This is a genomic window from Paraburkholderia nemoris (genome assembly GCF_905221015.1).
Classification (GTDB): Bacteria; Pseudomonadota; Gammaproteobacteria; order Burkholderiales; family Burkholderiaceae; genus Paraburkholderia; species Paraburkholderia nemoris.
In genome coordinates, this window is sequence record NZ_CAJNBO010000001.1 from 437840 (window position 1) to 462122 (window position 24283).

At 63.1% G+C, this 24283-nt stretch carries 22 protein-coding genes and 1 pseudogene; 17 read left to right on the plus strand and 6 right to left on the minus strand.

Going from position 1 to position 24283, the window contains the following annotated elements; genetic code table 11:
* Positions 1–295 precede the first annotated feature (295 nt).
* Positions 296–1345, plus strand: coding sequence for an aldo/keto reductase (locus tag KHO33_RS01930; protein WP_200561859.1), 1050 nt, complete (start codon positions 296–298; stop codon positions 1343–1345).
* 179 nt (positions 1346–1524) lie between these two features.
* Here KHO33_RS01930 and KHO33_RS01935 read toward each other — a convergent pair whose 3' ends face one another.
* Complete coding sequence (locus tag KHO33_RS01935; protein WP_054035355.1) at positions 1525–1881, minus strand: carboxymuconolactone decarboxylase family protein; 357 nt, start codon at positions 1879–1881, stop codon at positions 1525–1527.
* Between the two features lie 117 nt (positions 1882–1998).
* Here KHO33_RS01935 and KHO33_RS01940 point away from each other — a divergent pair, with 117 nt between their 5' ends.
* Positions 1999–2952: a cupin domain-containing protein gene (locus tag KHO33_RS01940; RefSeq protein ID WP_200561858.1), complete on the plus strand. Its 954-nt coding sequence runs from the start codon at positions 1999–2001 to the stop codon at positions 2950–2952.
* Here KHO33_RS01940 and KHO33_RS01945 read toward each other — a convergent pair.
* From KHO33_RS01945 to KHO33_RS01955, 3 genes and pseudogenes are all read right to left on the minus strand, one after another.
* Complete coding sequence (locus KHO33_RS01945; protein WP_200562290.1) at positions 2949–3518, minus strand: FUSC family protein; 570 nt, start codon at positions 3516–3518, stop codon at positions 2949–2951. The two genes, KHO33_RS01940 and KHO33_RS01945, sit on opposite strands and share 4 nt — an antisense overlap.
* 50 nt (positions 3519–3568) lie before the next feature.
* Positions 3569–4903 (minus strand): annotated as a pseudogene (locus KHO33_RS01950) (cation:proton antiporter).
* A 120-nt stretch (positions 4904–5023) separates the two neighbouring features.
* A complete protein-coding gene (locus KHO33_RS01955) occupies positions 5024–5551 on the minus strand; it encodes a PRC-barrel domain-containing protein (protein WP_054035466.1) in 528 nt (175 codons plus the stop codon).
* Between the two features lie 201 nt (positions 5552–5752).
* Here KHO33_RS01955 and KHO33_RS01960 point away from each other — a divergent pair, with 201 nt between their 5' ends.
* Together KHO33_RS01960 and KHO33_RS01965 are read left to right on the plus strand one after the other, a co-directional pair.
* Entirely contained in the window at positions 5753–6043 is a 291-nt protein-coding gene (locus KHO33_RS01960; RefSeq protein ID WP_200561857.1) for a hypothetical protein, read from the plus strand.
* 88 nt (positions 6044–6131) lie between these two features.
* Complete coding sequence (locus KHO33_RS01965; protein WP_054035356.1) at positions 6132–6407, plus strand: hypothetical protein; 276 nt, start codon at positions 6132–6134, stop codon at positions 6405–6407.
* 33 nt (positions 6408–6440) lie between these two features.
* Here KHO33_RS01965 and KHO33_RS01970 read toward each other — a convergent pair whose 3' ends face one another.
* Positions 6441–7724, minus strand: coding sequence for a DNA topoisomerase IB (locus KHO33_RS01970; protein ID WP_234480408.1), 1284 nt, complete (start codon positions 7722–7724; stop codon positions 6441–6443).
* A gap of 305 nt (positions 7725–8029) precedes the next feature.
* On the opposite strand from KHO33_RS01970, the gene KHO33_RS01975 reads away from it, so the two are divergent.
* The 4 genes from KHO33_RS01975 to KHO33_RS01990 all read left to right on the plus strand — a co-directional run bounded on the left by KHO33_RS01975 (position 8030) and on the right by KHO33_RS01990 (position 10290).
* Entirely contained in the window at positions 8030–8593 is a 564-nt protein-coding gene (locus KHO33_RS01975; RefSeq protein ID WP_200561856.1) for a DUF4142 domain-containing protein, read from the plus strand.
* Positions 8590–8934, plus strand: a complete 345-nt coding sequence (locus KHO33_RS01980) for a DUF1488 family protein (RefSeq protein ID WP_200561855.1) — start codon at positions 8590–8592, stop codon at positions 8932–8934. The genes KHO33_RS01975 and KHO33_RS01980 overlap by 4 nt, the downstream gene beginning before the upstream one ends.
* 101 nt (positions 8935–9035) lie before the next feature.
* The gene (locus KHO33_RS01985) at positions 9036–9629 is read left to right on the plus strand and encodes a hypothetical protein (RefSeq protein WP_200561854.1); all 594 of its coding nucleotides are present in this window, start codon (positions 9036–9038) and stop codon (positions 9627–9629) included.
* A 208-nt stretch (positions 9630–9837) separates the two neighbouring features.
* Positions 9838–10290 (plus strand): ferritin-like domain-containing protein, encoded by a 453-nt coding sequence (locus tag KHO33_RS01990; protein ID WP_054035359.1) that lies wholly within the window; start codon positions 9838–9840, stop codon positions 10288–10290.
* A gap of 122 nt (positions 10291–10412) precedes the next feature.
* Here KHO33_RS01990 and KHO33_RS01995 read toward each other — a convergent pair whose 3' ends face one another.
* The gene (locus KHO33_RS01995; protein ID WP_054035360.1) at positions 10413–10751 is read right to left on the minus strand and encodes a BON domain-containing protein; all 339 of its coding nucleotides are present in this window, start codon (positions 10749–10751) and stop codon (positions 10413–10415) included.
* A 531-nt stretch (positions 10752–11282) separates the two neighbouring features.
* Between KHO33_RS01995 and KHO33_RS02000 the strand changes: the two genes are divergently transcribed.
* The 9 genes from KHO33_RS02000 to KHO33_RS02040 all read left to right on the plus strand — a co-directional run bounded on the left by KHO33_RS02000 (position 11283) and on the right by KHO33_RS02040 (position 24261).
* Positions 11283–12764 (plus strand): RNA polymerase factor sigma-54, encoded by a 1482-nt coding sequence (locus KHO33_RS02000; protein ID WP_200561853.1) that lies wholly within the window; start codon positions 11283–11285, stop codon positions 12762–12764.
* Between the two features lie 136 nt (positions 12765–12900).
* Complete coding sequence (locus tag KHO33_RS02005; RefSeq protein ID WP_200561852.1) at positions 12901–14088, plus strand: pyridoxal phosphate-dependent aminotransferase; 1188 nt, start codon at positions 12901–12903, stop codon at positions 14086–14088.
* A gap of 257 nt (positions 14089–14345) precedes the next feature.
* The gene (locus KHO33_RS02010) at positions 14346–16160 is read left to right on the plus strand and encodes a S10 family serine carboxypeptidase-like protein (protein ID WP_200561851.1); all 1815 of its coding nucleotides are present in this window, start codon (positions 14346–14348) and stop codon (positions 16158–16160) included.
* 161 nt (positions 16161–16321) lie between these two features.
* On the plus strand, positions 16322–17068 hold the full coding sequence (locus tag KHO33_RS02015) for a FadR/GntR family transcriptional regulator (protein ID WP_200561850.1): 747 nt from the start codon (positions 16322–16324) through the stop codon (positions 17066–17068).
* A 302-nt stretch (positions 17069–17370) separates the two neighbouring features.
* A complete protein-coding gene (locus KHO33_RS02020; RefSeq protein WP_200561849.1) occupies positions 17371–18114 on the plus strand; it encodes a (Fe-S)-binding protein in 744 nt (247 codons plus the stop codon).
* Positions 18111–19502 carry a lactate utilization protein B gene (locus tag KHO33_RS02025; RefSeq protein WP_200561847.1) on the plus strand — a complete coding sequence of 464 codons (1392 nt, stop codon included), beginning with the start codon at positions 18111–18113 and terminating at the stop codon, positions 19500–19502. The genes KHO33_RS02020 and KHO33_RS02025 overlap by 4 nt, the downstream gene beginning before the upstream one ends.
* On the plus strand, positions 19489–20085 hold the full coding sequence (locus tag KHO33_RS02030) for a LutC/YkgG family protein (protein ID WP_200561845.1): 597 nt from the start codon (positions 19489–19491) through the stop codon (positions 20083–20085). The genes KHO33_RS02025 and KHO33_RS02030 overlap by 14 nt, the downstream gene beginning before the upstream one ends.
* An 82-nt stretch (positions 20086–20167) precedes the next feature.
* Complete coding sequence (locus KHO33_RS02035) at positions 20168–21988, plus strand: VRR-NUC domain-containing protein (RefSeq protein ID WP_200561843.1); 1821 nt, start codon at positions 20168–20170, stop codon at positions 21986–21988.
* Positions 21985–24261, plus strand: a complete 2277-nt coding sequence (locus KHO33_RS02040; protein ID WP_200561841.1) for an ATP-dependent DNA helicase — start codon at positions 21985–21987, stop codon at positions 24259–24261. Before KHO33_RS02035 ends, KHO33_RS02040 begins: the two co-directional genes overlap by 4 nt.
* Positions 24262–24283 lie beyond the last annotated feature (22 nt).

Here is a 24283-nt window from a genome sequence, read left to right on the forward strand (position 1 = left end):
CACGCCTTACCAAAACTTTCCAAATCGGCCCGGCATAACATTACGAATATGTTGCGAATCTCCGACGCCTGGCGGAGACCCGCATGACGCCTTGCTCTTGGGCAGGGGAAGGCAATTTTTCCGGACCGAGAAAAGAGCTGCGGTAACTACTGCGCGAACCGTAAGTGGTTTGAAACATACGTTCGCCGGGTGGCTGATCAGGACTCGCACCGGGTCCTGCCGAAATTTGCGAGGTGCAGTACTCTGTACGGCTCACCGATCCACGAATCCACGAATCCACGATGGAGTCTTGACGATGCGATACAACCAGTTAGGCCGTACCGGTGTGTTTGTTTCAGAGCTGTGCCTGGGTACGATGACCTTCGGCGGTGGCGAGGGCATCTGGAAGCAGATCGGCGATCTGCAGCAGGGGGACGCGGAGCGGCTGGTCGGCCGGGCGCTCGATGCGGGCATCAATTTCATCGACACGGCCGACGTCTACGCCGATGGCCTGTCCGAAGAGATCACCGGTCAGGCGTTGAAGAATCTGAGAGTGCCGCGCGACAAGGTTGTGGTCGCAACCAAAGTGTTCGGCCAGACGGCGGAGTTCCCGAATGCGCGTGGCGCCTCGCGTTATCACATCATCGACGGGATCAAGGCGAGCCTGAAGCGGCTGCAACTCGATCACGTCGACCTGTATCAGATCCACGGTTTCGATCCGGCCACGCCGATCGAAGAAACCGTGCGTGCGCTCGATACGCTGGTTCAGCATGGCCATGTGCGCTATGTCGGCGTGTCGAACTGGGCCGCATGGCAGATCGTGAAGGCGCTGGGCATTGCGGAGCGCCTCGGCCTCGCGCGCTTTGAATCGCTACAGGCGTATTACACGCTGGCGGGCCGCGACCTCGAACGCGAACTCGTGCCGATGCTGCACAGCGAAGGGCTTGGACTGATGGTGTGGAGTCCACTCGCGGGCGGCTTGCTGAGCGGCAAATATGGGCGCGAACAGCAGGGCGAGGCGGGCAGCCGTCGCACGACATTCGATTTCCCGCCGGTCAATCGCGAGCGCGCTTATGACTGTATCGACGTGATGCGCGATATCGCGGAGACGAAGAAAGTGTCGGTGGCGCAGATCGCGCTTGCGTGGCTGCTGCATCAACGCGTGGTGAGCTCGGTGATCGTCGGGGCGAAGAAAATCGAGCAACTCGACGACAACATCGCTGCCACGGAGGTCACGCTGACCGCCGATGAGCTTGCGAAACTCGATAAGGTCAGCACGCTGCCCGCTGAGTACCCGGGCTGGATGCTGGAACGCCAAGGCGAGGTGCGCCGCAAACAGCTTGAAGAGGCGCGTCATCCGGCGTAACGCTACGTGGCAGGCGCTGCGTGAAGCGGTTGCGCCGTGCGGTCACGGGCTATGGATCGTGGGCCACGGGCAGCAGGGAATGGGGCAACGGTGCGGCGGCTTGATGGCCCAGCCGTTAAACGGCCTGGCGGCGCGTAGTGGGCGCCGCATGCCGTCACATCGCTTTCACACCGCCTGCCTCACGCTGCCGGCTTACTGTCCGCCTGATAAGCCGCGACCGCGTCCATCGTGCGTGCCGAGTACACCATGGCGGCGCCCGCGTTCACCGCGACCGCCACGCCGAGCGCTTCGGCGATCTCTTCACGTGTCGCGCCGTGTTTCAGCGCTTCGGCCGTATGCACGGTGATACAGCCGTCGCATCGCACGCTCACGGCCACCGCGAGCGAAATCAGTTCGCGCGTCTTCGCGCCGAGAAGGTCGGCCTTCTGACCCGCGTTCGACATCGTTTGATAGGCCTTCACCGTGTCCGGCGACAGTTTGGCGATCTCGCCGATGCGGCCGAACAGTTCCTTGCGGTAATCGATCCAGTTCAACATGACAGTGCTCCTTGGTTTGCCACGCCCCGGCGGGTGCCGGTGTCGTTAGGCAAAGTATTGCGCTGTGCCGCGATATCCTGAATACTCGATTCGCTCAACTTTTAGCGCGACCGTCTCATGGATACGCTCAGCCGACTGATCGACCTCGCCCGGCCGCAAGCCAGCCTCGATCTGCGTTGCCTGCTCACCGGGGGCTTCGATATCGATCATGCGCCGATGGAGGCGGGCATTGCACCGTTTCATCTGGTGCTGGACGGCGAATGCGTCATCGAGACTGCGGGTGGCGCGCAGGTTGCGCTGCAGGCGGGCGATTTCATGCTGTTCCCGCGTGGCGCCGCGCATCGGGTGCGCGATATCGGGCGCGCAACTGCCACCGCGCCGCTGACGTTGAGTCATAACGGCATGCTGCCGTTGCGCCGCAATGACGGGCGCAACGACGAGGGTGAGGCGCACGCCCATCTGGATCTTCTATGCGGGCGATTCGTCTATGCGCCCGGTTCCTCGGCGTTGCTGCTTAACGCGCTGCCGGACCCATTTCATGTATCGCTCGGGGGCGTGCGAACGCTCGGCGCGTTGCAGACAGTGATCGCGCTAATGCGAACCGAAGCCGAGCAACGTCAGCCCGGCGCGCTCGCGATCGTCACCGCATTGAGCCACGCGCTCTTCGCAATGGCCTTGCGCGTGCATGGCGAACAGAATGCATCGGGCGCAGGCGTGCTGGCACTGCTGGCCGATGCGCGTCTGGGTGCGTCCGTACAGGGCATGCTGAGCGCCCCCGAACGGCCGTGGACGATTGCCGAGCTCGGCGAACGCGCGGCAATGTCCCGCGCGACTTACGCACGCCATTTCAACGAGCGTGCCGGTATGACGGTGATGGATTTCCTCACGCAGATTCGCATGACGATCGCATGCGATCTGCTGCTACGCACGCAGCGCAGCGCCGCGGAGATCGGTGAAGCAGTGGGGTATCAATCGGAAGCCGCCTTCGGCAAGGCGTTTCAGCAGAGCGTCGGCGCGACGCCGGGACGTTACCGGCGTCAACCGCAAGAGAACGATCAGAAATCCGGCTAGGCTTTGTCGGGTCGGCCGAACCAGTGCTTCTCTATCCTCGACATGATCAAAGTCACGAGCAGCGCGCAGACGGTGCCTAACGTGACTTCACCGAGGCGCAACAAGGCCCTGTCCCACGGCGAACCGACGCCAGGCACCAGCAACATGATCGTCGCCGTAATGCCGCCCAGACGCGCTGCGCTGCCCACGTTCACGACCCAGCAAATCACGATTGCCGCGCCAACGGTGGCCGCGTAAGCGGCGAGATAGCCACCGCCGAGGGTTGCGCCGACGAGCCCGCAAATGGCCCCGACCATCGCGCCGATGAACTGATCGCGCGACAGATTGCGGGTATCGATATAACTGTGCTGGCTGACCGCAATCGCCGTAATCGCGGCCCAGAAAGCTTGCTCCGTATGCAGCCAACGGCCGATTACGAAGGCGAGGCTGGCTCCCGCCACCGCCTGCGCGGCCATGACACTGCCCTCGGCCAGCCGGTCGCCCAGCGGCAGCGCCTTGAGAAAAGCGAACAGCGAATTGGCGGCGTTCGTCCGCGCTTCACGTCTTGATTCGTCGGGAGCGGTCATCGAATGGGGAGGAGCTTGTCGCAGCACGAGGGACTCGTATTCTAGCGAGGTCAACGGCGGACATCCTGGTTTTCGCTGCTGCGCAGGCTGTGGTACCAGCTCATCAGAGGCGTAGCCGAGACGCCGTGAATCACGACCGAAGCCGCAACGACCGCCAGCACGAGAGGCACCAGCGGCGCGACGTCGGACGCCGCGCCGTGTTCGAGTGCATACGCCAGGTAGTAAAACGAACCGATGCCGCGGATGCCGAACCAGCTCATCAAACGCCGCTGCGCGGACGTCGCGCTCGACCCCAGCAGCGACAATTCCACCGACACCGGCCGGACGAGCACGAACAGCGCAACCGTGAGCGCGATCGTCTGCCAGGTGAAAAGCGGTGCTTGCAGCGTGGCGAGCACATTGCCGACCATCGCCATCACCGCCACCTCGGCGATGCGTTCGAGTTCGATCGTGAAGCACATCACCGACTCCGTCATATACGCGTGGGCTTTGCTTGGGTTCGCCGCGGTTGCTTCGACGTCTTCAGAATCGACCGTGCCGATTGCCTCGCGCGGTGAAGCGGCGCCGCTCGCGCGATGCTCGGCGCGGCGCATCGCGACGCCCGCGGCAAACACCGCCAGAAAGCCATACGTATGCACGAGTTGCGCGGCGCCGAACGAGAGTTCGATCAGGCCCAATGCGAAGAAGCCCTCCAGACCGAGTGCCTGCGCATGGCGCGTACGCAGCTAGGTGACCGCATGCGTGGTGACCCAGCCGAGCAGGCCGCCGATCGCGATTGCGCCGGCCACGCCCCACACGATGCTGCCGGCGAGCTGGAAACTCAGTACGTCGCCGACTGGAGCGGCAGGCGCCGCGCATATCGCGAGGCCGAGCATGACGAAGGGGAGCGCGACGCCGTCGTTCAGGCCGCCTTCGCCGGAGAGTGCGAAGCGCAGCAGGTCGTGGTCGCCGGGATTGTGCACCTGGACATCGTGAGCGAGTACCGGATCGGTCGGGGCGAGGATTGCCGCGAGCAGCAGCGACGGCCCCCAGCCAAGATGCAGTACGTAGACGCCGAACAGCGTGAGCAGCGGAATGGTCGCCAGCATGGCGAGGAAGCCGAGGCGCAGCGGTACGGTCCAGAGCTTCTCGAATACGCCGAGCCGCAAACGCAGCCCGATGGCGAACAGCGACACCAGCAGCGCGACTTCGGTGACGGTTCGCAGCAAATGCGCATCGGCGACGATATCGAGGCGCAATAGGTCGATGCCGGACGGCCCGAGGGCGTAGCCGATCGCGAGGTAGAACATGGCGGCGCTAACGGGCAGGCGCCGCAGCGCCGTCGCCGCCACGCCCATAAAAACGAGCACGGCGCCGACGATGAGAAACCACAGTGTTTCGTGCATGAGGATCCGGTTGGGGCCGGCATGCAGGTGGCGCATGCGCGGCCGGCACATCACGGCAGAGGCGGTTCGAAGCAACGAGCCGCATCTGCCTGCAACCTGTGTGCGAACTACAGGCTGGATCTACAGCTTCAGCCCGCCGGCTTCGGGTGCATCCGACGACCCTGCCGGAATGTCGCCGACACCCAGGTCGTCGCGCCGGTCATACGGATCGCGTCCCCAGTAGGGCTCGCTGCCGTAGTACTGATGTACCGACGTCGCCCATGTCTGGTCCGCCATGGCAGGCCAGTGGTCCTTGTCGAACCCCGGTGCGTTTTTCACGCGCTCGGCCGTCATGTCGAGCACGAAGCACTTCTCTTGTGTATCGAGCGTAAGGGCGCTCCACGGAATCGCCAGCAGTTTGTCGCCAATGCCGAGAAAGCCACCGCTCGACAGCACCGCGTAGGCGATACGGCCCGAGCCGACGTCGAGCATGATGTCCTTGATCTTGCCGATGTCTTCGCCATCGCTGCTGATCACTTTGTTGCCATCGAGGGTGGCCGCAGCCATGACGTCCGGGCCGGGACCGTCGGCGCTCGCGCTGCCTTTGCCGACGATACGCGCGCCTTGGCCCTGCCGCATGCCGCCTTGGGTTTGTGTCTGGTTGAGCATGATGTTTCTCCTTACCGGTTTGATGTGTGGAGAGAACTGAGCAATCGGCGTTCCTTCGATTCGCAGCAGCGCGGCATAGCCCTTGCTGCGCCTTTCGCCAACAGCATGAGTGCCAGTGCCCAGCTCGAGCGGCAGAAGCACGGATTGGACAAGCTCGCGCTGCAAGCGGCAAACGCCGTCCATTCACTCAGGGAGATTTCAATGAAATATTCAAAGGCATTGTTAGTGTCGGCATTGGTCGCGATGTCGAGCGTCGCTTTCGCGCAAGCGGGCGGCAACGGTAACGGCGGCGCGGGCGGAGGGGGATCCGCTGGCTCGGGCAACAACGCTGCACATGATGCGGCATCCGCAGGGTCGACTTCGGGGGCAATGAGTGCCAGCGGCTCGAAAACGCATCACATGTCGAAGTCGAAGGCGAAGACGAAGAAGCCGATGAGCGATTCGACCAATACGCCGGGTGCGGACGCGGGCAGCGGCACGAACGGCCAATAACGCAGGCGATGAACATCAACGATGGCAGGCGAATCCGCGCTCCCATCATGCAGTCGCGGATTCACCTGACCGATGACGGAGGAGAAAGATGAAACAGCTATCCAGACAAAGCGCGGGCAAGCAGGTGCTGATCGTGGCAGCGATCGTGTTATTGACGGCCGCCGCAGGCTGCAAACGTTCCGACAGCGGTAGCGCGGATACGTCCACTGCCGCCAGTTCCGCGCTGGCCAGCAGCGGCGTCATGAACGGCAACGCGGCCACCGGCAGCACTGCAGATACGAGCAGCGGCGCGGCGGCCGCTGCCGCCACCGAAGCGGCGAGTACGCCGGGCGCAGCCTCAGCGGCCTCCGGCGCCAGTCAATAAGAGGTTGGTCGGAGATCCGAACCTCAGTTTTGCTCAGCGAGTCGCCTGCTTGGCGTCACGCGATGCCGCGATCTCTCGTGACGCAGCCGACCGCCGTGCGGTTTGCGTGCGGGTATTCGCCTCGGCGTTTTTACGCGCCACCACGCGAGATTTTTTCAACAGGCTGGTCAAGGAGCCGTTGATGCTGTCCGTCACCGCCGTCTCCCGCATCTTGCGGCCCTTGGCGCCGGCCGTGCGTGCCAGCTTCGCTGCGCGTTTCTCCGCATGGGCAAGCAGCGCGGCAAATGCCACTTCGTCCACTCTCAATCCACGGCGTGCCTGGCCGGGTGGCAAGCTCTGCAACTCGGCCGCCTCGAACGCACTGATCACCACAGGGTGGATGTAGCAGCGCCGACAAACCGCGGGCGTATTGCGCAATAGCGCCGCCACTTCCTTGACCGTCGCAACGATATGGCGGCGCGCCTCCGTAGCGCTGCTGCACGCCAGCCGCCGTAGCGCGGCCAAGGCATAGACGCTGCCGGCCCACGTTCGATAGTCCTTCGCGGTGAAGTTGGCATCGCATGCGCGGCGCAGGTAGTCGTTGATGTCGGCCGACCCTATCGTGCGGCGCGTGCCGTCCTCGTCGAGGTACTGAAACAGGTCGTGGCCCGGCAGTTCGGCGCAGCGGCGCACGATGCGTTTGATGCGGGGGTTGTCCACGGTTACGTCGTGCTCGACGCCGCTTTTGCCGCGAAATTTGAAGCGCAATTGGCCCGCTTCGATCTTCACATGCTTCTTGCGCAGCGTCGTCAAACCGTACGACTGATTCTCGCGCGCGTATTCCACACTGCCGATGCGGATCAGCGTCGTGTCGAGCAACTGCACGATCGCCGCGATAACTTTGTCACACGGCATGCCCGGCAGTTTCAGGTCGCGAGCGACGCGTGCGCGGATTTTCGGTAACGCGCGGCCGAACTCGGCCATGCGTTCGTACTTGTCGGTGTCGCGTGTCTCGCGCCAGCGTGGGTGATAGCGGTATTGCTTGCGGCCGCGTGCGTCGCGACCCGTCGCCTGGATATGGCCGCGCGCGTCGGGACAGATCCAGACGTCTTCGTAAGCGGGTGGAATGGCGAGGGCATTGATGCGCTTGATTTCCGCTTCGTCGTCGATGCGCTTGCCGCTTAGGTCGATGTAGATGAAGCCGTCTTTTTCACGCTTGCGTGTGTAGCCGGGTTTGGTGTCGTCGGCGTGGCGCAAGCCCGGCGGCATGTCGGCAGGAGCCGCTTGTTGCGCGGCGGTTTCGTCCGCGCGTCCAGGGCGTTCCGTGCGGCGTTGCATCGAGTGGGTCGTGGCAGCCATGGTGCAGGTAGAAGTTTCAAGCATGAAGCGCGTATGCGCCGATGACTGGCCGCGAGCAAAAGCGATGCCCGCAGCGCGCTTTGCGCATGGTGGCGTGCGTGGGCGGAACAGTCGTTACGCACCTTGCTACCGGTGCTGAAGGCGGCGGTCAGGCATGGGCACGTCTTTTGCTGGCTAGGGACGTAACGAACGGACAGAGACAAGGGACGCAGAAGCGGTTCTGAAATGCCGCTATCTCATCGCTCAGCACGCTTCGGTAGACAGGTCGACCAGGGAGAAAACGTATGAAATTCCGATATTCCGTACAAGTGATGACTGTTGCGCTGGGGCTTGGCGCAGCGTCGATCGGGGCTGCATACGCACAAGCCAGTGACGCCCCCGCTAGCGCTGCGCCGGTGAGCGGCACAAAGCTCTCGCCTGCAGACCAGCAGTTCGTGCAGGATGCCTCACAGGCCGACGCCACTGAAATCGCGGCAAGCAGAGTCGCACTCAAGAATTCGAGCGATCCGCACGTCAAGAAATTCGCGCAGCAAATGATCGCCGACCATACGAAACTCTCGCACGGCATGGCCGCAATCGTCGCGAAGAAGGGGCTTGCCACGACGCCGTCCGCCGATTCGGCGCTGGTCGGAAAACTGCAGACGCTCAAGGGCAACGAATTCGATCAGGCCTACGTCGAGCAGATCGGCGTAGAAGCGCATCAGCGAGCGGTCGATCTGTTCCAGCAGGAGAGCCAGAGCGGCACCGATTCACAACTGAAGGCGGCCGCCGCGCACGCGTTGCCGACGATCAAACATCACCTCGCGATGGCGCAGCAACTGGCCGGTTCAATGAAGGGTGCGTCATGAACGCGATCCTGCCCCGGCCGGCCTATGAGGACTCTCTTATGCAGATTACTTTTCCCGACGACAAGCCGCTCTTTGACGGAGCGAATCTGACTGTGCGTTTCATGGCGCGCGTCGACGGCGAAGCGGTTGTGTGCGCGATCACGGCCGAGGCGCTGGAAGATCATTTCGGCGCCGATTCAGCGCTCGAATCCACCCTGATGGCCGCCTTCGACAAGGGGCGCAATCGCATCCGCTCGGTTTGCGCGGAAGCACTCGACCAGAACGCCGGGGAAGGCGTAGTGTTGCATAGTGGACTGTTCAGAGTGGAAGGCATGGAGCCCGATCGCGGCACCGCCGCATAGTCCGGGCGCACGCCTACCACCCGCGTGTATTTTGCAGCGCAGCGCGATGCCGTGTGGCGGCAGGGTCCGCAAAACGCGTTTCAACGATGTAAGGAGGCCTTATGTCACTCATCGTCGCAGCACGGTTTACGACTTTCCCCGCCGCCGAAGACGCGGCGCAAAAGCTCTTCAACGCAGGTTTCGTCGAAGAAGACGTCACGCTGTTTTTTGTTAATCCGCGTGGTCAGCACGCACGTTATCCGATCGGCGGCGATACCGGCACCGATCCGGGCGCGCGGGAAGCGCCTAAGGGCGCCGGCATGGGCGTGACGATCGGCGCGGTAGTGGGGGCCGTAGTCGGTGTCGGGATATTCGCTGCGTTTTCGGCGCCGATTCTCGTCTCGCTGATCGCGGCCGGCGTCGGCGCATACATAGGCTCCCTCGCCGGGGCGATGGCGCGCACGCGCGAAGGCGGCGAGGCCGGCCATCACCATTTGCGCTTCCATCAGGAAATGCGTGATTCCGGCGTGCTGGTTGCGGTGCACGTATCGCCCGACAATCAGTTCGACGCGGCTCGTGTATTGCGAGAAGCAGGGGGCCTCGCGATCGAACGCGCGAGCGGGCGCTGGCAGCAAGGGCGCTGGGCCGACTTCGATCCGCTCAAAACGCCCGAACCGCTCAACGAATTCGGCGAATTCAGCGAGCGGCATGCCTGAGTGAGGCAATGCGTGAGGTGATGGCTTTCGTTTGAGTGGAGACGTCGCAGACAACAGAACGGCCCGGCAAATGTCGGGCCGTTTTGCATTCATGCCGGACTATTCGCGCCCCGGGCACGCCTCATGCGCATAGACATGCGAAGCCCGTGGCTACTTGGAAGTGCGTAGCGGCGGATTCCTCGATTAACGAAACCCCTGGAGGTATTGAATGGCTACGAACGTTGTTTCCGTGTTGAACGATCTGGTCGAAACGTCGAAGGACGGCGAGAAGGGCTTTCGCAAGGCGGCAGAAGACGCGCATGACGCGCAGCTGAAATCGCTGTTTCTGTCGCGCGCCGAAGACTGCTCGCGTGGTGCGCGTGAATTGCAGGATGCGGTTCAAACGTTGGGCGGCAAGCCCGAAACAGGCGGCAGTATGAGCGGTGCGCTGCATCGTGGCTGGGTCGACGTGAAGTCGGCCGTGTCGGATCGCAGTGATCACGAGATCCTCGCCGAATGCGAAAAGGGCGAAGACGTTGCGAAAAAGCGTTATCACGACGCGCTCGAAAAAGAGCTGCCGCTGGACGTGAGGACGCTGGTTGAGCGTCAGTACCAGGGCGTACTGCAAAACCACGACCGCGTGCGTGACTTGCGCGACCAGTACGCTGCGGCCAGGCCGTAATTGCAGGTAGAAAACTGCAGGTAGAAAAGGAAACCGGCGCTCATACGAGCGCCGATTCCCTGAAGCGGGACAGCAACTGCAGCGAAGACGCTGCTGTTAATCCGCTCAGTTATTCCAACACGTTATTCCGCAACGACCTTCAGATGGTTCCTCACGCTCGAGACGCCATCGACGCCTTTCACGACTTCTCCTGCTGCGGCCTTGTCGTCAGACGAAGGCACTGAACCCGTGAGCCACACCACGCCCTTGCGGGTCTTCACGTGGATATGGGTCGATTTGACGTTCTTCGCGCTGAGCAGTTCGGCCTTGGCCTTGGTGGTGATGGTGCCGTCGTCAACGTGCTGGCCAATGGTTTCGGATGCGGCCGACGGGGCCGAGCCGCTGGTTTGCGCCGTAGCGTTCAGTGCGAATGCGACACAAGCGATGCTGCCTGCGGTCTTCAGAAGTTGGATGGTCTTCATGGTTTCTCCTTCGGGTGTTGATAAAAAATGCGGTCTTGTTACCTGCGGTCGATCGCGGCTGAAACCGTTGATGACTCGCGTGGGGTCGTTGCCGCTACGGTTCCGTCAGGGCCCGTTATCGACACCGGACGACGGCCTATGCATGCGTTTCGTTTGCGTGGCTAAGTTGCTGCTTGCGCTACCTCGCGATCGACTCGCGTGCAAAGACCCACGTCCGTCCACACCGTGTTGATTCGCAAGCTGTGTGCCCGGTACACCGCACGAATGCCCGATGTCAGGACAAGCCGTTGCTGCACATGCGTTTAGGCTGAGGAATAGAGGGGCGGCCACGTGCGGCGGGCTGTCCCGCTGTCCGTAAGGCCGGCGACCGGAAATTGCCGGGTCCTTGTAAAAAGGGCGCGCGCCCGCTGCGCAATTGGCGGGCCTGAAAAGGCAAAACTTAGAAAAAACAGTGTGTTGGGCGAGCTGGTATGACAGTTGCTCTATTGAGGCCAGATACCTTTTCTCAGCTATTAACGGGACCTCACTACAATGCCGTCAATCGAACTACGCGCAAGGCAGTCCCTCGCACTGACGCCGCGTCTGCAGCAATCAGTGCGTCTATTGCAGTTGTCGTCGCTGGAGTTCCAGCAGGAGTTGCGCACGGCGCTCGACACCAATCCGTTCCTCGAGTACGACTCGACCGACACGGAAGACGTCGCGCTCGCCACCGCAACGCCAGGCGATGACGCCGGCATGACGCCCGCCACGGATACGGTCGCCGCGGCCGAACCTGAATCGTCACCGGTTGACAACAGCGCTGGCGACACCATGGAAAGCGCTGGGCAGGACGACATACCCGGCGACTTTTCGGGCGACTACAGCAGCCGCAGTTCGACGCGCCAGAACGGCGACTCCGACAGTAGCGATCCCGCCGAATGGGCGCGTTCCCAACCGACCTTGCGCGAGCAGTTGCACGACTCGCTGCGTCTCTATCGACTCGACGACCGTGACCGCGCGGTGGCCCGCTTCATCATCGAGGCGCTCGACGACGACGGCTATCTGCGTCAGGAACTCTCCGAGCTCGCCGATAGCGTCGACCTCGAACCCGAACTGACCGAAGAAGAATTGCTGGTGGCGCTGCGCCTCGTGCAATCGCTCGATCGTCCCGGCCTTGGCGCCCGTTCGCTGTCCGAGTGTCTGTCGCTGCAAGTCAACGCCTTGCCCGCTGACACGCCGGGGCGCGATGTGGCGCGGCAAATCGTCGACCATCATCTGGAGCGACTCGCACGCCGCGAACAGGCTGAACTGCAAAAGCAGATCGGCTGCAGCGCCGAGGAACTGCGGGTGGCCTGCGCGCTGGTGCGCAAGCTCGATCCGAAGCCGGGCAACAACTACGGCCGTACCGAAGACAACTACGTGGTGCCGGACGTGATCGTGCGTCAGGTGCGCAACAAATGGGCGGTGACGATTAACCCGGCTGTGCAGCCGCGCGCCCGCATCCATCGCATGTATGCCGAGCTGTTCGCGCAGTCGGCCGGTGCAAGCCGCTCGCCGCTCGCGCAGCAATTGCAGGAAGCGCGCTGGCTGATCCGCAATGCGCAGCAGCGCTTCGATACGATTCAACGTGTGGCCGAGTGCATCGTCGCGCATCAACGAGCCTTCTTCCAGTACGGTGAAATCGCGCTTAAGCCGATGGTGCTGCGCGATGTGGCCGAGGAACTCGGTCTGCACGAGTCCACTATCTCGCGTGCGACCGGCAACAAATATATGGCCACGCCGCGCGGCATTTTCGAGTTCAAGCACTTCTTCCCGCGTGAGCTCGGCACGGAAAGCGGCGGCACCTGTTCGGCTGCAGCGGTGCGCGCGCTGCTCAAGGAAATGATCGCCGCGGAGAACACCCACGATCCGCTCTCGGACGTGGCGCTTGCGAAGATGCTCGCCGATCAGGGCGTGCTGGTGGCACGGCGTACCGTGGCGAAATATCGTCACTTGATGAAAGTGCCGCCGGCGGAATTGCGCCGCCAGGTTTAAACGCGTTGGCCTTCGGGGCCAGGGCTTCAGCGAAGCGCCACGCGAGACTCAGTGCTCGCGTGGCGCTTTTTCGTATCTGGACGTTTCGCACGCGCCCCATTACATTGGCGGCTCAAGTCGAAACGGGGTGAGTTCCATGAAGTATTCGAATCTGGTTGAGCGTTTGCAGGGCAAGCGTACGTCGGCGTGGGAAATCCATCGCGTTGCTCAGCAGGCGCTCGCCAATGGCGAAGACGTGATCGTGCTGAGCGTCGGCGACCCTGACTTCGCGACGCCCGCGCCGATCGTCGAGCGCGCCATTGAGGCGTTGCGTAGCGGCGATACGCATTACAGCGCCGTGTCCGGGCGCGAGCCGGTGCGCGCGGCGATTGCCGAAGACCATGCGCGCACCACCGGTTGTGCCGTAAGCGCGGCCAACGTGATCCTGACGGCGGGGGCGCAGAACGGCGTGTTCGCCACTTCGCTGTGCCTGCTGGAAGCGGGCGACGAAGTAATCGTCCCCGAGCCGATGTACCTCACATACGAGGCCTGTGTGCGCGCCGCGGGCGCCACCCTCGTGCCGGTGCCGGTCGATCCGGCGCGGGCGTTTCACCTCGACTGCGATGCGCTCGAAGCGGCTATCACGCCGCGCACTCAGGCCATTTTCTTTGCGACCCCCTGCAACCCGACCGGCGTGGTGATGCCGCGCGCCGATCTGGAACGCATCGCGCGGATCGCGTGCGAACACGATCTGTGGGTGCTCTCCGACGAGGTCTATGCGGATCTCACGTTCGAGCGTGAGCACGTGAGCATCGCCGCATTGCCGGGCATGGCGGAACGGACGGTGACGCTCGGCAGCCTGTCGAAATCGCATGGCATGGCGGGGTGGCGTGTGGGCTGGGCGATCGGGCCTGCCACGCTGATCGAGCATATGGGGCGGCTCGCGTTGGCGATGCTGTATGGCTTGCCCGGCTTCATCCAGCAGGCTGCGTTGACGGCGCTGCAGAACAAGGCGCCGGTCGTCGCCGAGATGCGCGAGATTTACCGGCGCCGGCGCGACGTCGTGTTCGAGCGCCTGCATCGCGTGCCGGGCTTGCGTTGCCTGTTGCCGGAAGCGGGCATGTTCATGATGGTCGACGTCAGCGGCACGGGTCTCGACACGGTCGATTTCACCTGGCAACTGTTTCGCGCACAAGGCGTGTCGCTGCTCGACGCCAGCGCCTTCGGCGAGACCGCGAATGGTTTTGTGCGGCTGGGTTTCGTGGTCGACGAGGCAAGCCTGATCGATGCGTGCGAACGGATTGCTGCTTTCGTCGGCGGATTGCCAGTGCGTATGAAGGCGTAGGCCGGGAACAAGGAAAGCCGCCTGAACCGTGAACGCCAGAAGAGGTTCTCGTGGCGTCGCGAAAGCGAAGCGGCTTTCTTAAGTATTTCGTATTGCTTTCGTTTTCCCCGAGGAAACGATGCTGCTTGGGAGAGGCGCGAGTTAGAGCCCGTTTTCGATTGACGTCTTCGATGCTTGCGTCAAGAATCGGTCGCCTGATTCGTCTTAAGCTGGACAATCGGGACATCGACGCCTATCGACTCGCAGCCGGATACTCCATGGCCATTCGCTTCTACCTCTCGTTGCGCCGATCACTGATGGCCGGATCCATGGCGGCCGCGCTGGTGGCGATGGCGCTGGTCCTTGCCGTCATCGCCACGTTCAGTCAGATGTGCGCGGCGGCGGAACTGGACGACTCGTCCGCCGAACCTGCCAGCACGGAAACAGCCACGGCGCCGGCTAGCGCGGTGAGCGTGCCCAACGTGCCAAATGCGCCCGGCACGCCCGGCGCTCAGGCAGAGACTTCCGGGCAGACCGTCGATGCGAACGGCCAGCCAGTCAAGGAGCCGCGCGCGAATCCATCGCGTACCGGCCATCCGCCAAGGGTTTCCGCGGCCGCCCAGAACGATACGCAAGGCAACCCGCAGCACACCGTCAAACCCGAGACCGCGCCGATCCCTGTGCCGCCGGAAAGCACAGCCGTGACGCAGCATTCGATCCGGCTCGACGGCCGCAAGATCGACTACACCGCGACGGCGGGCAACCTGCTGCTGCGTGACAGAACCGGGCAGGCCAATGCGAGTGTTTTCTATACCGCCTACACCGTCGCCACCAAGTCGCCCTCGACACGCCCCGTCACGTTCCTTTTCAACGGCGGACCGGGTGCGGGCAGCGTGTTCCTGATGATCGGCTCGTTCGGGCCGAAGCGGGTGCGCACGGCGAGTCCCGCGATCACACCGCCCGCGCCGTATGTGCTGGACGACAACCCCGATAGCCTGCTCGACACCACCGATCTGGTCTTTATCGATGCTGTCGGCGCGGGCCTGTCGAGGGTCGTCGGCCATGGCACGGGGAAGGAGTTCTGGGGTGTCGACAAGGACCTTGACGCGTTCTCGCAATTCATCGACCGCTATCTGACGGTCAACCAGCGCTGGAATTCGCCGAAGTACCTGCTCGGCGAATCGTACGGCACCGCGCGCGCCGCGATGCTCGCGTATCAGCTGGGGCAAAACAATATCGCGCTGAATGGCGTGATCCTGATGTCGTCGGTGCTCGATTCCTCGGCGTTTTCACCGGGATCCGATTTCAAGAGCGAAAGCTACTTGCCGAGCTTCGCGGCCATCGCGTGGTATCACGACAAGATCGTGCCGAAGCCGGCCAGCCTGCCGGCCTTTCTCGACGAGGCCCGCGCGTTCGCCCGCGGGCCTTATGCGCAAGCGCTCGCGCAGGGCGACGCGTTGCCCGACGCGCAGCGCGACGAAATCGCCGCACGCGTCGCGCAGTTCACCGGGCTTGACGTCGACTACGTGAAGCGAAGCCGCCTGCGTCTCTATCCCTCGCGTTTTCGCGATCAGTTGCTGCGCGATCAATCGCGCAGCATTGGCCGTTTCGATGCGCGCTTTAAAGGACTCGAGTACGACGGCGTGTCCGAGCGTCCCGATTACGACGCATCGGTGAGCAGTGTGGCGAGCGCTTTCGATGCCGCGCTTCATCAGCATTTTGCGCAGGACCTGCACTTCACGCCTGCCGACCGCTATCGCGTCTTCAACGACGACGCGTTGACGCAGTGGGACTGGAAGCACCGTGAGTGGTGGGGCGAACACTTGTCCGTGCCGTATGCGGCGGGCGATCTCGCCGAAGCGATGCGGCAGAATCCGCAGCTGCGCGTGATGTCGGTGAACGGCTATTTCGACCTCGCCACGCCGTTCTATGCGACCGAGTACGCGCTCGCGCATCTGGGCATCGATGCGCCGCTGCGCGCCAATGTGCGCATCGCGTACTACCCGACCGGCCACATGATCTATCTCGACGATGCCGCGTTGCACGCGCTCAAGCGTGACCTGGCGAGTTTCTATGCGGCGGGCGCGGGCTAGCCTGGCAGGCGGCGGCAAGTCGTTGAACGGTATAATTCCTGCACTTTGACGCGCCCGTTCGAAGGTGCGTCCATGCCGTTGTCCACGGCTTCGCCAACCAGAGTTCATCAACCCGGCTTCATCAACCCGGCTTCATCAACCAGGATTCGCCCGCGCCGCCCATGCCATTTCTCCCGATCCAGTCCTTCACGCGCAAACGACTTTCCGACGTGGTGTCCGACCAGATCAAGCAACTGATCTCGGACGGCGTGCTGATGCCCGGCGACCGCTTGCCGGCCGAACGCGATCTGGCCACGCAGCTCGGGGTGTCGCGGCCGTCGTTGCGGGAAGCGCTGATCAGGCTGGAAGCGGACGGTTATATCGAAACGTCGGGGCGGGGCGGCTTCACGGTCGTCGACGTCACCGCGCCGATCATCTCCAAGCCGCTCGCCGAACTGCTGCTGCAAAATCCGCGCACCAGTGCCGATATTCTCGAACTGCGCCAGGGTCTCGAATCGATTTCGACGGTGTACGCGGCCGAGCGCGCCACGCCAGCCGATCTGCAGAAGATCACCGAGGCGTTCGAAGCATTGAAGGCCGGTTCGCAGTCGCAAGATCGCGTGAACCTCGCGGAACTGGATGCCGCGTTTCACCTCGCCATTGCGGATTCCACGCACAACATCGCGCTCGCGCATGTGATGCACGGCATCCATACGCTGATTCGCGAAGGCATGCGCCAGTACCATCGCTTGATCGACTACGACGAAGCGATGGAAAAGCAGTTGATGAGCCAGCATCAGGCCATCTACGACGCCGTCATGGCCCGCGACGCGCAAAAGGCGCGCAAGGCCGCCGAGCGTCATCTGACCTATGTGCGCGAGATGTACAGGGAAGACGCGGCGAGACCTTCGCCGAGCGTGATTTCCTGAGTTGCTGGTCTCTGGCCAACGCCTGACTTTCTGAATCGCTGACCTCCTGATCACCGCTTGCGCCCACGCGCGGGCGGCGGCCCGCGCGCGCCCATTGCCGCGCGGAGGCCTGCGCAGCCTGCTTCAGCAACGTGTTCCCGGTTGACACCGCCCGGTGACTTCCTTATATTTCGTGGTCAGACCAACAAGACCAGTCTTACTGACCGACCGCGAACCTGCTGTCGGCAGGAAACGCCTGCGCCGCCACGATTCCGCACTAAAGTAGGTAAATCAGCGGCCGCCGCTTATCTTTCAACGAGCCTATGAAAGTCGCCCTGTTTATCCCGTGCTTCATCGACGCGTTCTACCCTGAAGTGGGGATCGCCACGCTCGAGCTGCTTGAACGCTTCGGCATCGAGGTCGACTATCCGCAGGAGCAAACCTGCTGCGGGCAGCCGATGGCCAACAGCGGCGCGCACACCGAAGCAGCCGGCGCCGAGCGTGTGTTTGCGCGCAACTTCGCCGGCTACGACTACATCGTCGGACCGTCGGCGAGCTGCATCCATCACGTGCGCGAGCATTTGACCGCGCTCGAGCAGACCGATGAAGTCAGAAAGGTCCGCGCCAACGCCTATGAACTTGTCGAGTTTCTGCATGACGTGGTCGGCGCGCGTGAGTTTCCGTGGGCCGAGTTTCCGCATCGCGTCGGCCTGCATAACAGTTGCAGCGCGCTGCGGCATCTGAAGGAAGCGTCGGTCTCGGAGATTGCCGCGCCGCCATTTTCGAAGCCGCGGACCTTGCTCGAAGGCGTGAGAGGCATCGAATTCGTCAAACCGTCGCGGCCCGACGAATGCTGCGGTTTCGGCGGCACCTTCTCAGTGACCGAAGAGCCGGTGTCGGTGCGCATGGGGCAGGATAAGGTTCGCGATCATCTCAACGCGGGCGCGGAGTACATCGTATCGGGCGACATGTCGTGCCTGATGCATCAGCAAGGCTGCGCGGAACGCATGAAAGCCGACGCGCGCTTCATCCATATCGCGCAGGTTCTCAACGGAGCACGCGCATGAGCCGGATCGATCACGCGAAAGCCGCGGGCGCTTTCATCAGGAAGACGGAGCACGTCGCGTTTCACGACAAACGTCTGTGGGATTTGCGTGAGAAGCGCGATGCGCAGGCGCACGGCATCCCGGAATGGGAGACGCTGCGAGAACTGGCATCGGGCATCAAGGAACACACGCTGTCGCATCTGTCCGACTACCTCGAACAGTTCGCCGCTGCGGCCGAAGCAAATGGCGTCGTGGTGCATTGGGCCGCGACCGCCGAAGAGCACAATGCGCTGGTCCACCAGATCATGTCCGAGCGCGGCATGACCACGCTCGTCAAAAGCAAGTCGATGCTCACCGACGAATGCAAGATGCGCGAGTATCTCGAACCACGCGGCATCACGGTGATGGAAACCGATCTCGGCGAGCGCATCCAGCAGCTCGATCATCAGGACCCGAGCCATATGGTGGTGCCCGCGGTTCATAAACTGCGCGCCGATGTGGCCGAACTGTTCGGCCGCACCATCGGCACCGATCCGCAAAACAGCGATATTCACTACCTCGCGGAAAGCCAGCGGATGAACACGCGGCCGTACTTCGTGCGCGAGAAAACGGCGGGCATGACGGGCTGTAATTTCGCGGTGGCGGAGACGGGCACGGTGGTGGTGTGTACGAACGAAGGCAATGCCGACCTGTCGGCGAATGTGCCGCCGCTGCATATCGCATCGATCGGGATCGAGAAGCTGATTCCGAGGGTGTCGGACCTCGGCGTATTTATCCGCATGCTGTCGCGCAGCGCGCTCGGTTCTCCGATTACGCAGTACACCTCGCATTTTCGTGCGCCGCGTCCGGGCGCCGAGATGCATTTCATCCTCGTCGATCATGGCCGTTCGGAGCGGCTCGCGATGGAGGACTTCTGGTATTCGCTCAAATGCATTCGCTGCGGCGCCTGTATGAATACGTGCCCTGTGTACCGGCGCAGTGGTGGTTTGTCGTATGGCGGCACGTATTCGGGGCCGATCGGCGCAATCATCAATCCGACCTTCGACCTGAAGCGTTATAGCGCGTTGCCGTTCGCGTCGACGCTGAACGGCAGTTGCACGAATGTGTGTCCGGTGAAGATCAATATTCACGAGCAGATCTACAAATGGCGCACGGTGATCGCCGAGCGTCACGAGGTGCCGTTCGTGAAGCAGGAAGTGTTGAAGATGGCGGGGCGCCTGCTCGCGAGTCCGACACTGTATCGGGCGACGGTGTCGTCGATGGGCGGCGCGCTGCGACGCTTGCCGAATTTCGTGCTGTATAACCCGCTCAATATCTGGGGGCGGCAGCGTGAGTTGCCGGAGGCGCCGAAGCTGACCTTCCACGCCTGGTACAAGAAGAATCGTGGAGGTGGCGATGGCAACGCGTGAAGCTTTTCTGGCGAAGGTGCGTGAGGCGCAGCCGCCGGCGCGTCCGCGGCCCGATGTGCCACCGTTCGCTTCGGCGGGCGGGGACTTGCGGGCGCGCTTTACGACGGCATTGCAGGCGATGGGCGGCACGTGTGTCGAAGCGTCGGCTGCGGGCGACGTGCTTGCGATGATCCGTGCGCGCTTCGGCGATGCGGCGTCGGTGGCGTCGGCTACGCCCGAAGTGCTCGGCACGCGTGTGATTACGGCCGAAACCGAACCGGCTTCGCTGCAGGATATCGATGTAGGTGTGGTGCGGGGGCGCTTCGGCGTGGCTGAAACCGGCTCGGTGTGGTTCAGCGAGCGCGAGTATGTGGTCAACTCGCTGGGGTACATCGTGCAGCATCTGGTGGTGCTGCTCGATCCGGCGCAACTGCTCGACGGCTTGCAGGACGTGTACCGTCGCGACGACTTCCGCGATGCGCGCTATGCGGCGCTCGTCACCGGTCCTTCGGCCACGGCGGATATCGAAGGCGTGCTGATTCGCGGTGCGCAGAGGGTACGGTCGTTGACGGTGGTGTGGGTGGCGGCACAGCAGGGAACCTAGCTCCGCTGCCGCATTGTCAGCCGGCTTTCCCACGGATTTTGATATCATCACTGTATAAACATACAGGTTTCATGAAGACCCCGTGGCGACAGATGCTCCGTCAGACCTCCGTTCTGACGTCCCTTATTACCTGCTGAACTTCGAGCGTGCGCTGGCGTGGCTCGCCGGGCGTTACGACGATCTGCTGGACGCGCACGAACATGGGTTCCTGCGCGATTTCGCCGCTTTGCCGCAGCCCTCGCGTGCGTTGCTGGTTCGCATGCTGATGCGCAAGGGCACGCTGTTCCGTGCGAGCCGCCTTTCTTATGACGAGATAGGTTGCCCTTTGCAGGCAGTTGCGCCCCTGGCAGTGCTCGGTTGGGTCGACACTGAACCGGACCTGACGCTCGACGATCTGTTCGCGCTCACCACGCGCCCCGAATTACTGCTGATCTTTGCGGACGCCATCGCCTTGACTCCCGGCGCGAAAGGCTTGCGCAAACCCGATCTGCTGGAAACGCTGCGGCCGTTTTACGAAAGCGAAGGAGAGGCCGACGAACGAGGTGCTACCGCGCATCCTTTGTCCACATGGCACGCCCAAACCACCGACCGCGTCTTCCACGTCGCCATCGCGCCCCTTTGCGATCGTCTGCGCCTGATGTTCTTCGGCAATCTGCAGCAGGACTGGTCGGAGTTCGTGCTCGCCGATCTCGGCGTGTTCCAGTACGAGAAGGTCGCGTTCGCGCCGTCGTCGCGCGCCTTCCGGCAACGCGCGGACGTCGACGTCTATCTTGCGTTGCATGCATGCCGTGAAGCGTTGGAATGGCTGCCCACGGGTGACGCGGAGTCAGAGGCGATCGACGAGCTCGTCGCCGCAATTGCCGCCATCGAAACCTCGAATCCCTGGCTCGAAACACGTCGCGCGAAACTGTTGTTTCGTATCGGCCAGCATTGCGAGCGTCAACAGAACTGGCCCGCCGCGCTCGCTGTCTATGAGCGTTGCGCGTGGCCCGGCGCGCGCCATCGGCGCTTGCGCGTGCTGGAACGCAGCGAACGATTCGACGAAGCCTTCGCCCTCGCTTCGCAAGCCGCCGCCGAACCTGAAAGCGAAGAGGAGGCGCAGCGCATCGAGCGCATGTTGCCTCGTTTGCAGCGCAAGCGCGGCGAGCGGGTGGCGCGTGTGGCTGCCGCACGCCCGGTCGAGCGCAGCACGCTGGTGCTGCCGAGGCCAGAGGCCCCGCACCCGGTCGAATACGTCGCACGCGACCATTTGACTTGCGACTCGGCACCGGTTCATTACGTCGAAAACGCGCTGATCAACTCGTTGTTCGGCTTGCTGTGCTGGGAGCCGGTGTTCGCGGCGTTGCCCGGAGCGTTTTTCCATCCGTTCCAGCGCGGACCGGCCGATCTGCATGCGCCGGATTTTCATGCGCGCCGCGCGGATCAATTCGCCGCGTGTCTCGCGCAACTCGACAGCAGTGCCTATCGCGAGACAATTCTGCGGCATCTGCAAAGCAAGGCGGGTCTGCAATCGCCGTTTGTATTCTGGGGTTTGCTGACGCCGGAACTGGTCGAGCTGGCGCTCGATTGCCTGCCTGCCGCGCATCTGAAACTATGGTTCGAGCGCTTGCTGCGTGATATCCGCGGCAACCGCTCAGGCCTGCCGGACCTGATCCGGTTCTGGCCGGCCGAGCGCCGTTATGAGTTGATCGAAGTGAAAGGCCCCGGCGACCGCTTGCAGGACAACCAGATCCGCTGGCTCGCGTACTGCGCGCAGCACGGCATGCCGGTGCGCGTGCTCGACGTGCGATGGGCCGATGAAGACGTCTCCGTGTCCGAAGTCGCGACGGGGGTAGAGGCAGCGGTCACCGCAGAGCTCACCCCAGTGACCACAAAAGAAGCCGCCACCGAGGTTCGCACGTGACCTACATCGTCGCCGTCCGGGCGATGTGCGAATTTACCGCGCGACGCGGCGATCTGGATCTGCGCTTCACGCCCGCGCCCACGTCGCTGGAGGGCATGGCCGGCCATGTGACGGTCGCCGGGCGGCGCTCGAGCGGCTATGAGGCCGAGGTCACGCTGACCGGCACGCATCGCGGTTTGACCGTGCGTGGGCGCGCCGACGGTTACGACCCGGTGTCGAACCGGCTGGAAGAGATCAAGACTTATCGTGGCGCGCTCGAACGGATGCCTGACAATCACCGCACGCTGCATTGGGCGCAGGCGCTGGTGTACGGCCATCTGTTGTGCCAGGCTCGCGGGCTCGCCGGATTGACGGTCGCGCTGGTGTACTTCGATGTCGGCAGTCAGAAGGAAACCTTGCTGAGCGAAACGCACACTGCGCGTGAGCTGGAGATTTTTTTCGTCGAGCAATGCGAACGCTTTCTCGATTGGGCCGTGCAGGAAGAGGCCCACCGCGCCGCGCGCAATGCCGCGCTCAGCGCGTTGCAGTTTCCGCATGGCCAGTTCCGCAGTGGTCAGCGCGAGCTGGCGGTGTCGGTGTATCGCGCGGCGCGTGACGGCAAGCCCTTGATGGCGCAGGCGCCGACTGGCATCGGCAAAACGCTGGCGACGATTTTTCCGCTGCTCAAGGCATGTGCGTCGGATCAGATCGACCGCGTGTTCTTTCTGACCGCGAAGACGCCGGGCCGCGCGCTTGCCCTCGATGCCATCGAAACGCTCCATCGAAGCGCCGATGCAACTTCTGCACGCCTGCCGCTGAGAACCCTGGAACTGGTCGCGCGCGACAAGGCCTGCGAGCATCCCGACAAGGCTTGCAATGGCGAGTCCTGTCCGCTCGCACGCGGCTTCTTCGACCGGCTCGATGCGGCGCGCAGCGCGGCGTTGGCCGGGCCGAGGCTCGACCGCGCGTCGGTGCGCGAAGCGGCGCTCGGGCACGATGTCTGCCCGTACTATTTGGCGCAGGAACTGGCGCGCTGGTCTGACGTGGTAGTCGGCGACTACAACTACTACTACGACAGCAGCGCGATGCTGTACGCGCTCACGCAGATCAATCAATGGCGCGTCGGCGTGCTGGTCGACGAGGCGCACAACCTGCTCGAACGGGCCCGGCGCATGTATAGCGCGACGCTTGATCAGGCAGCGTTCCGGCTCGCCCGCAAAAGCGCGCCCGCGACGTTGAAGAAACCGCTTGAACGGCTTCAGCGCGAGTGGAACGCCGTCAAGCGCGCCCAGACCGACACGTATCAGGTCTACGATGATGTGCCCGGCAAACTGCTTTCGGCTGCACAGAATCTGATCGGCGCGGTGACGGATCAACTCGCCGAAGCCCCGCTTTCCATCGACGAAGCGTCGTTGCGATTTTTCTTCGACGCCATGCATTTCGTCGCGCTGGCGGAGCAATTCGGCGAGCATTCGATTTTCGACATCACCCTCAGCACGGATCGCTACGCGCCGCGCGACAAAAGCAGCAGCACGCTGTGCGTGCGCAACGTGATCCCGGCGCCGTTCCTCGCAGGACGTTACGCTGCCGCGCGTACCACGGTGATGTTTTCAGGCACACTCAACCCGCATCATTTCTATCGCGACACGCTGGGTCTGCCGGAGCAGACGAACTGGCTCGAGGTTGAAGGGCCGTTTCGCGCCGAGCAGTTGCAGGTGCGGGTGGCCGGCAACGTATCCACGCGTTGGCGTGATCGCGAACGTTCGCTTATTCCCATCGTCGATCTGATTGCCAAGCAGTACGCCGCGCAGCCGGGCAATTATCTCGGGTTCCTGAGCAGCTTCGAGTATCTGCAACAGGTGATGGGCTTGATGCGCTCGCGTCATCCGGAACTGCCGGTATGGGCACAGGAACAGGGCATGGACGAGGCGGCGCGCGACGCGTTCCTCGCACGCTTTCGCACCACAAACCAGGGCGTCGGCTTCGCGGTGCTAGGGGGCGCGTTCTCCGAGGGTATCGATCTGGTTGGTCCGCAGCTGATTGGCGCTTTCATCGCGACGCTCGGCCTGCCGCAGATGAACGACGTCAACGAGCAGATGCGCCGCACGATGGACGCGAAGTTCGGCAACGGCTACGACTACATGTATTTGTATCCCGGCTTGCAGAAGGTCGTGCAGGCCGCCGGCCGCGTGATTCGTACCGAGCAGGATCAGGGTGTGGTGCATCTGATCGATGACCGGTATCGGCGGCCGGAAGTGCGGCGCTTGTTGCCGCGCTGGTGGCAGGTGCAGTAGCCCGTGCAATAAGCCGCTGCAA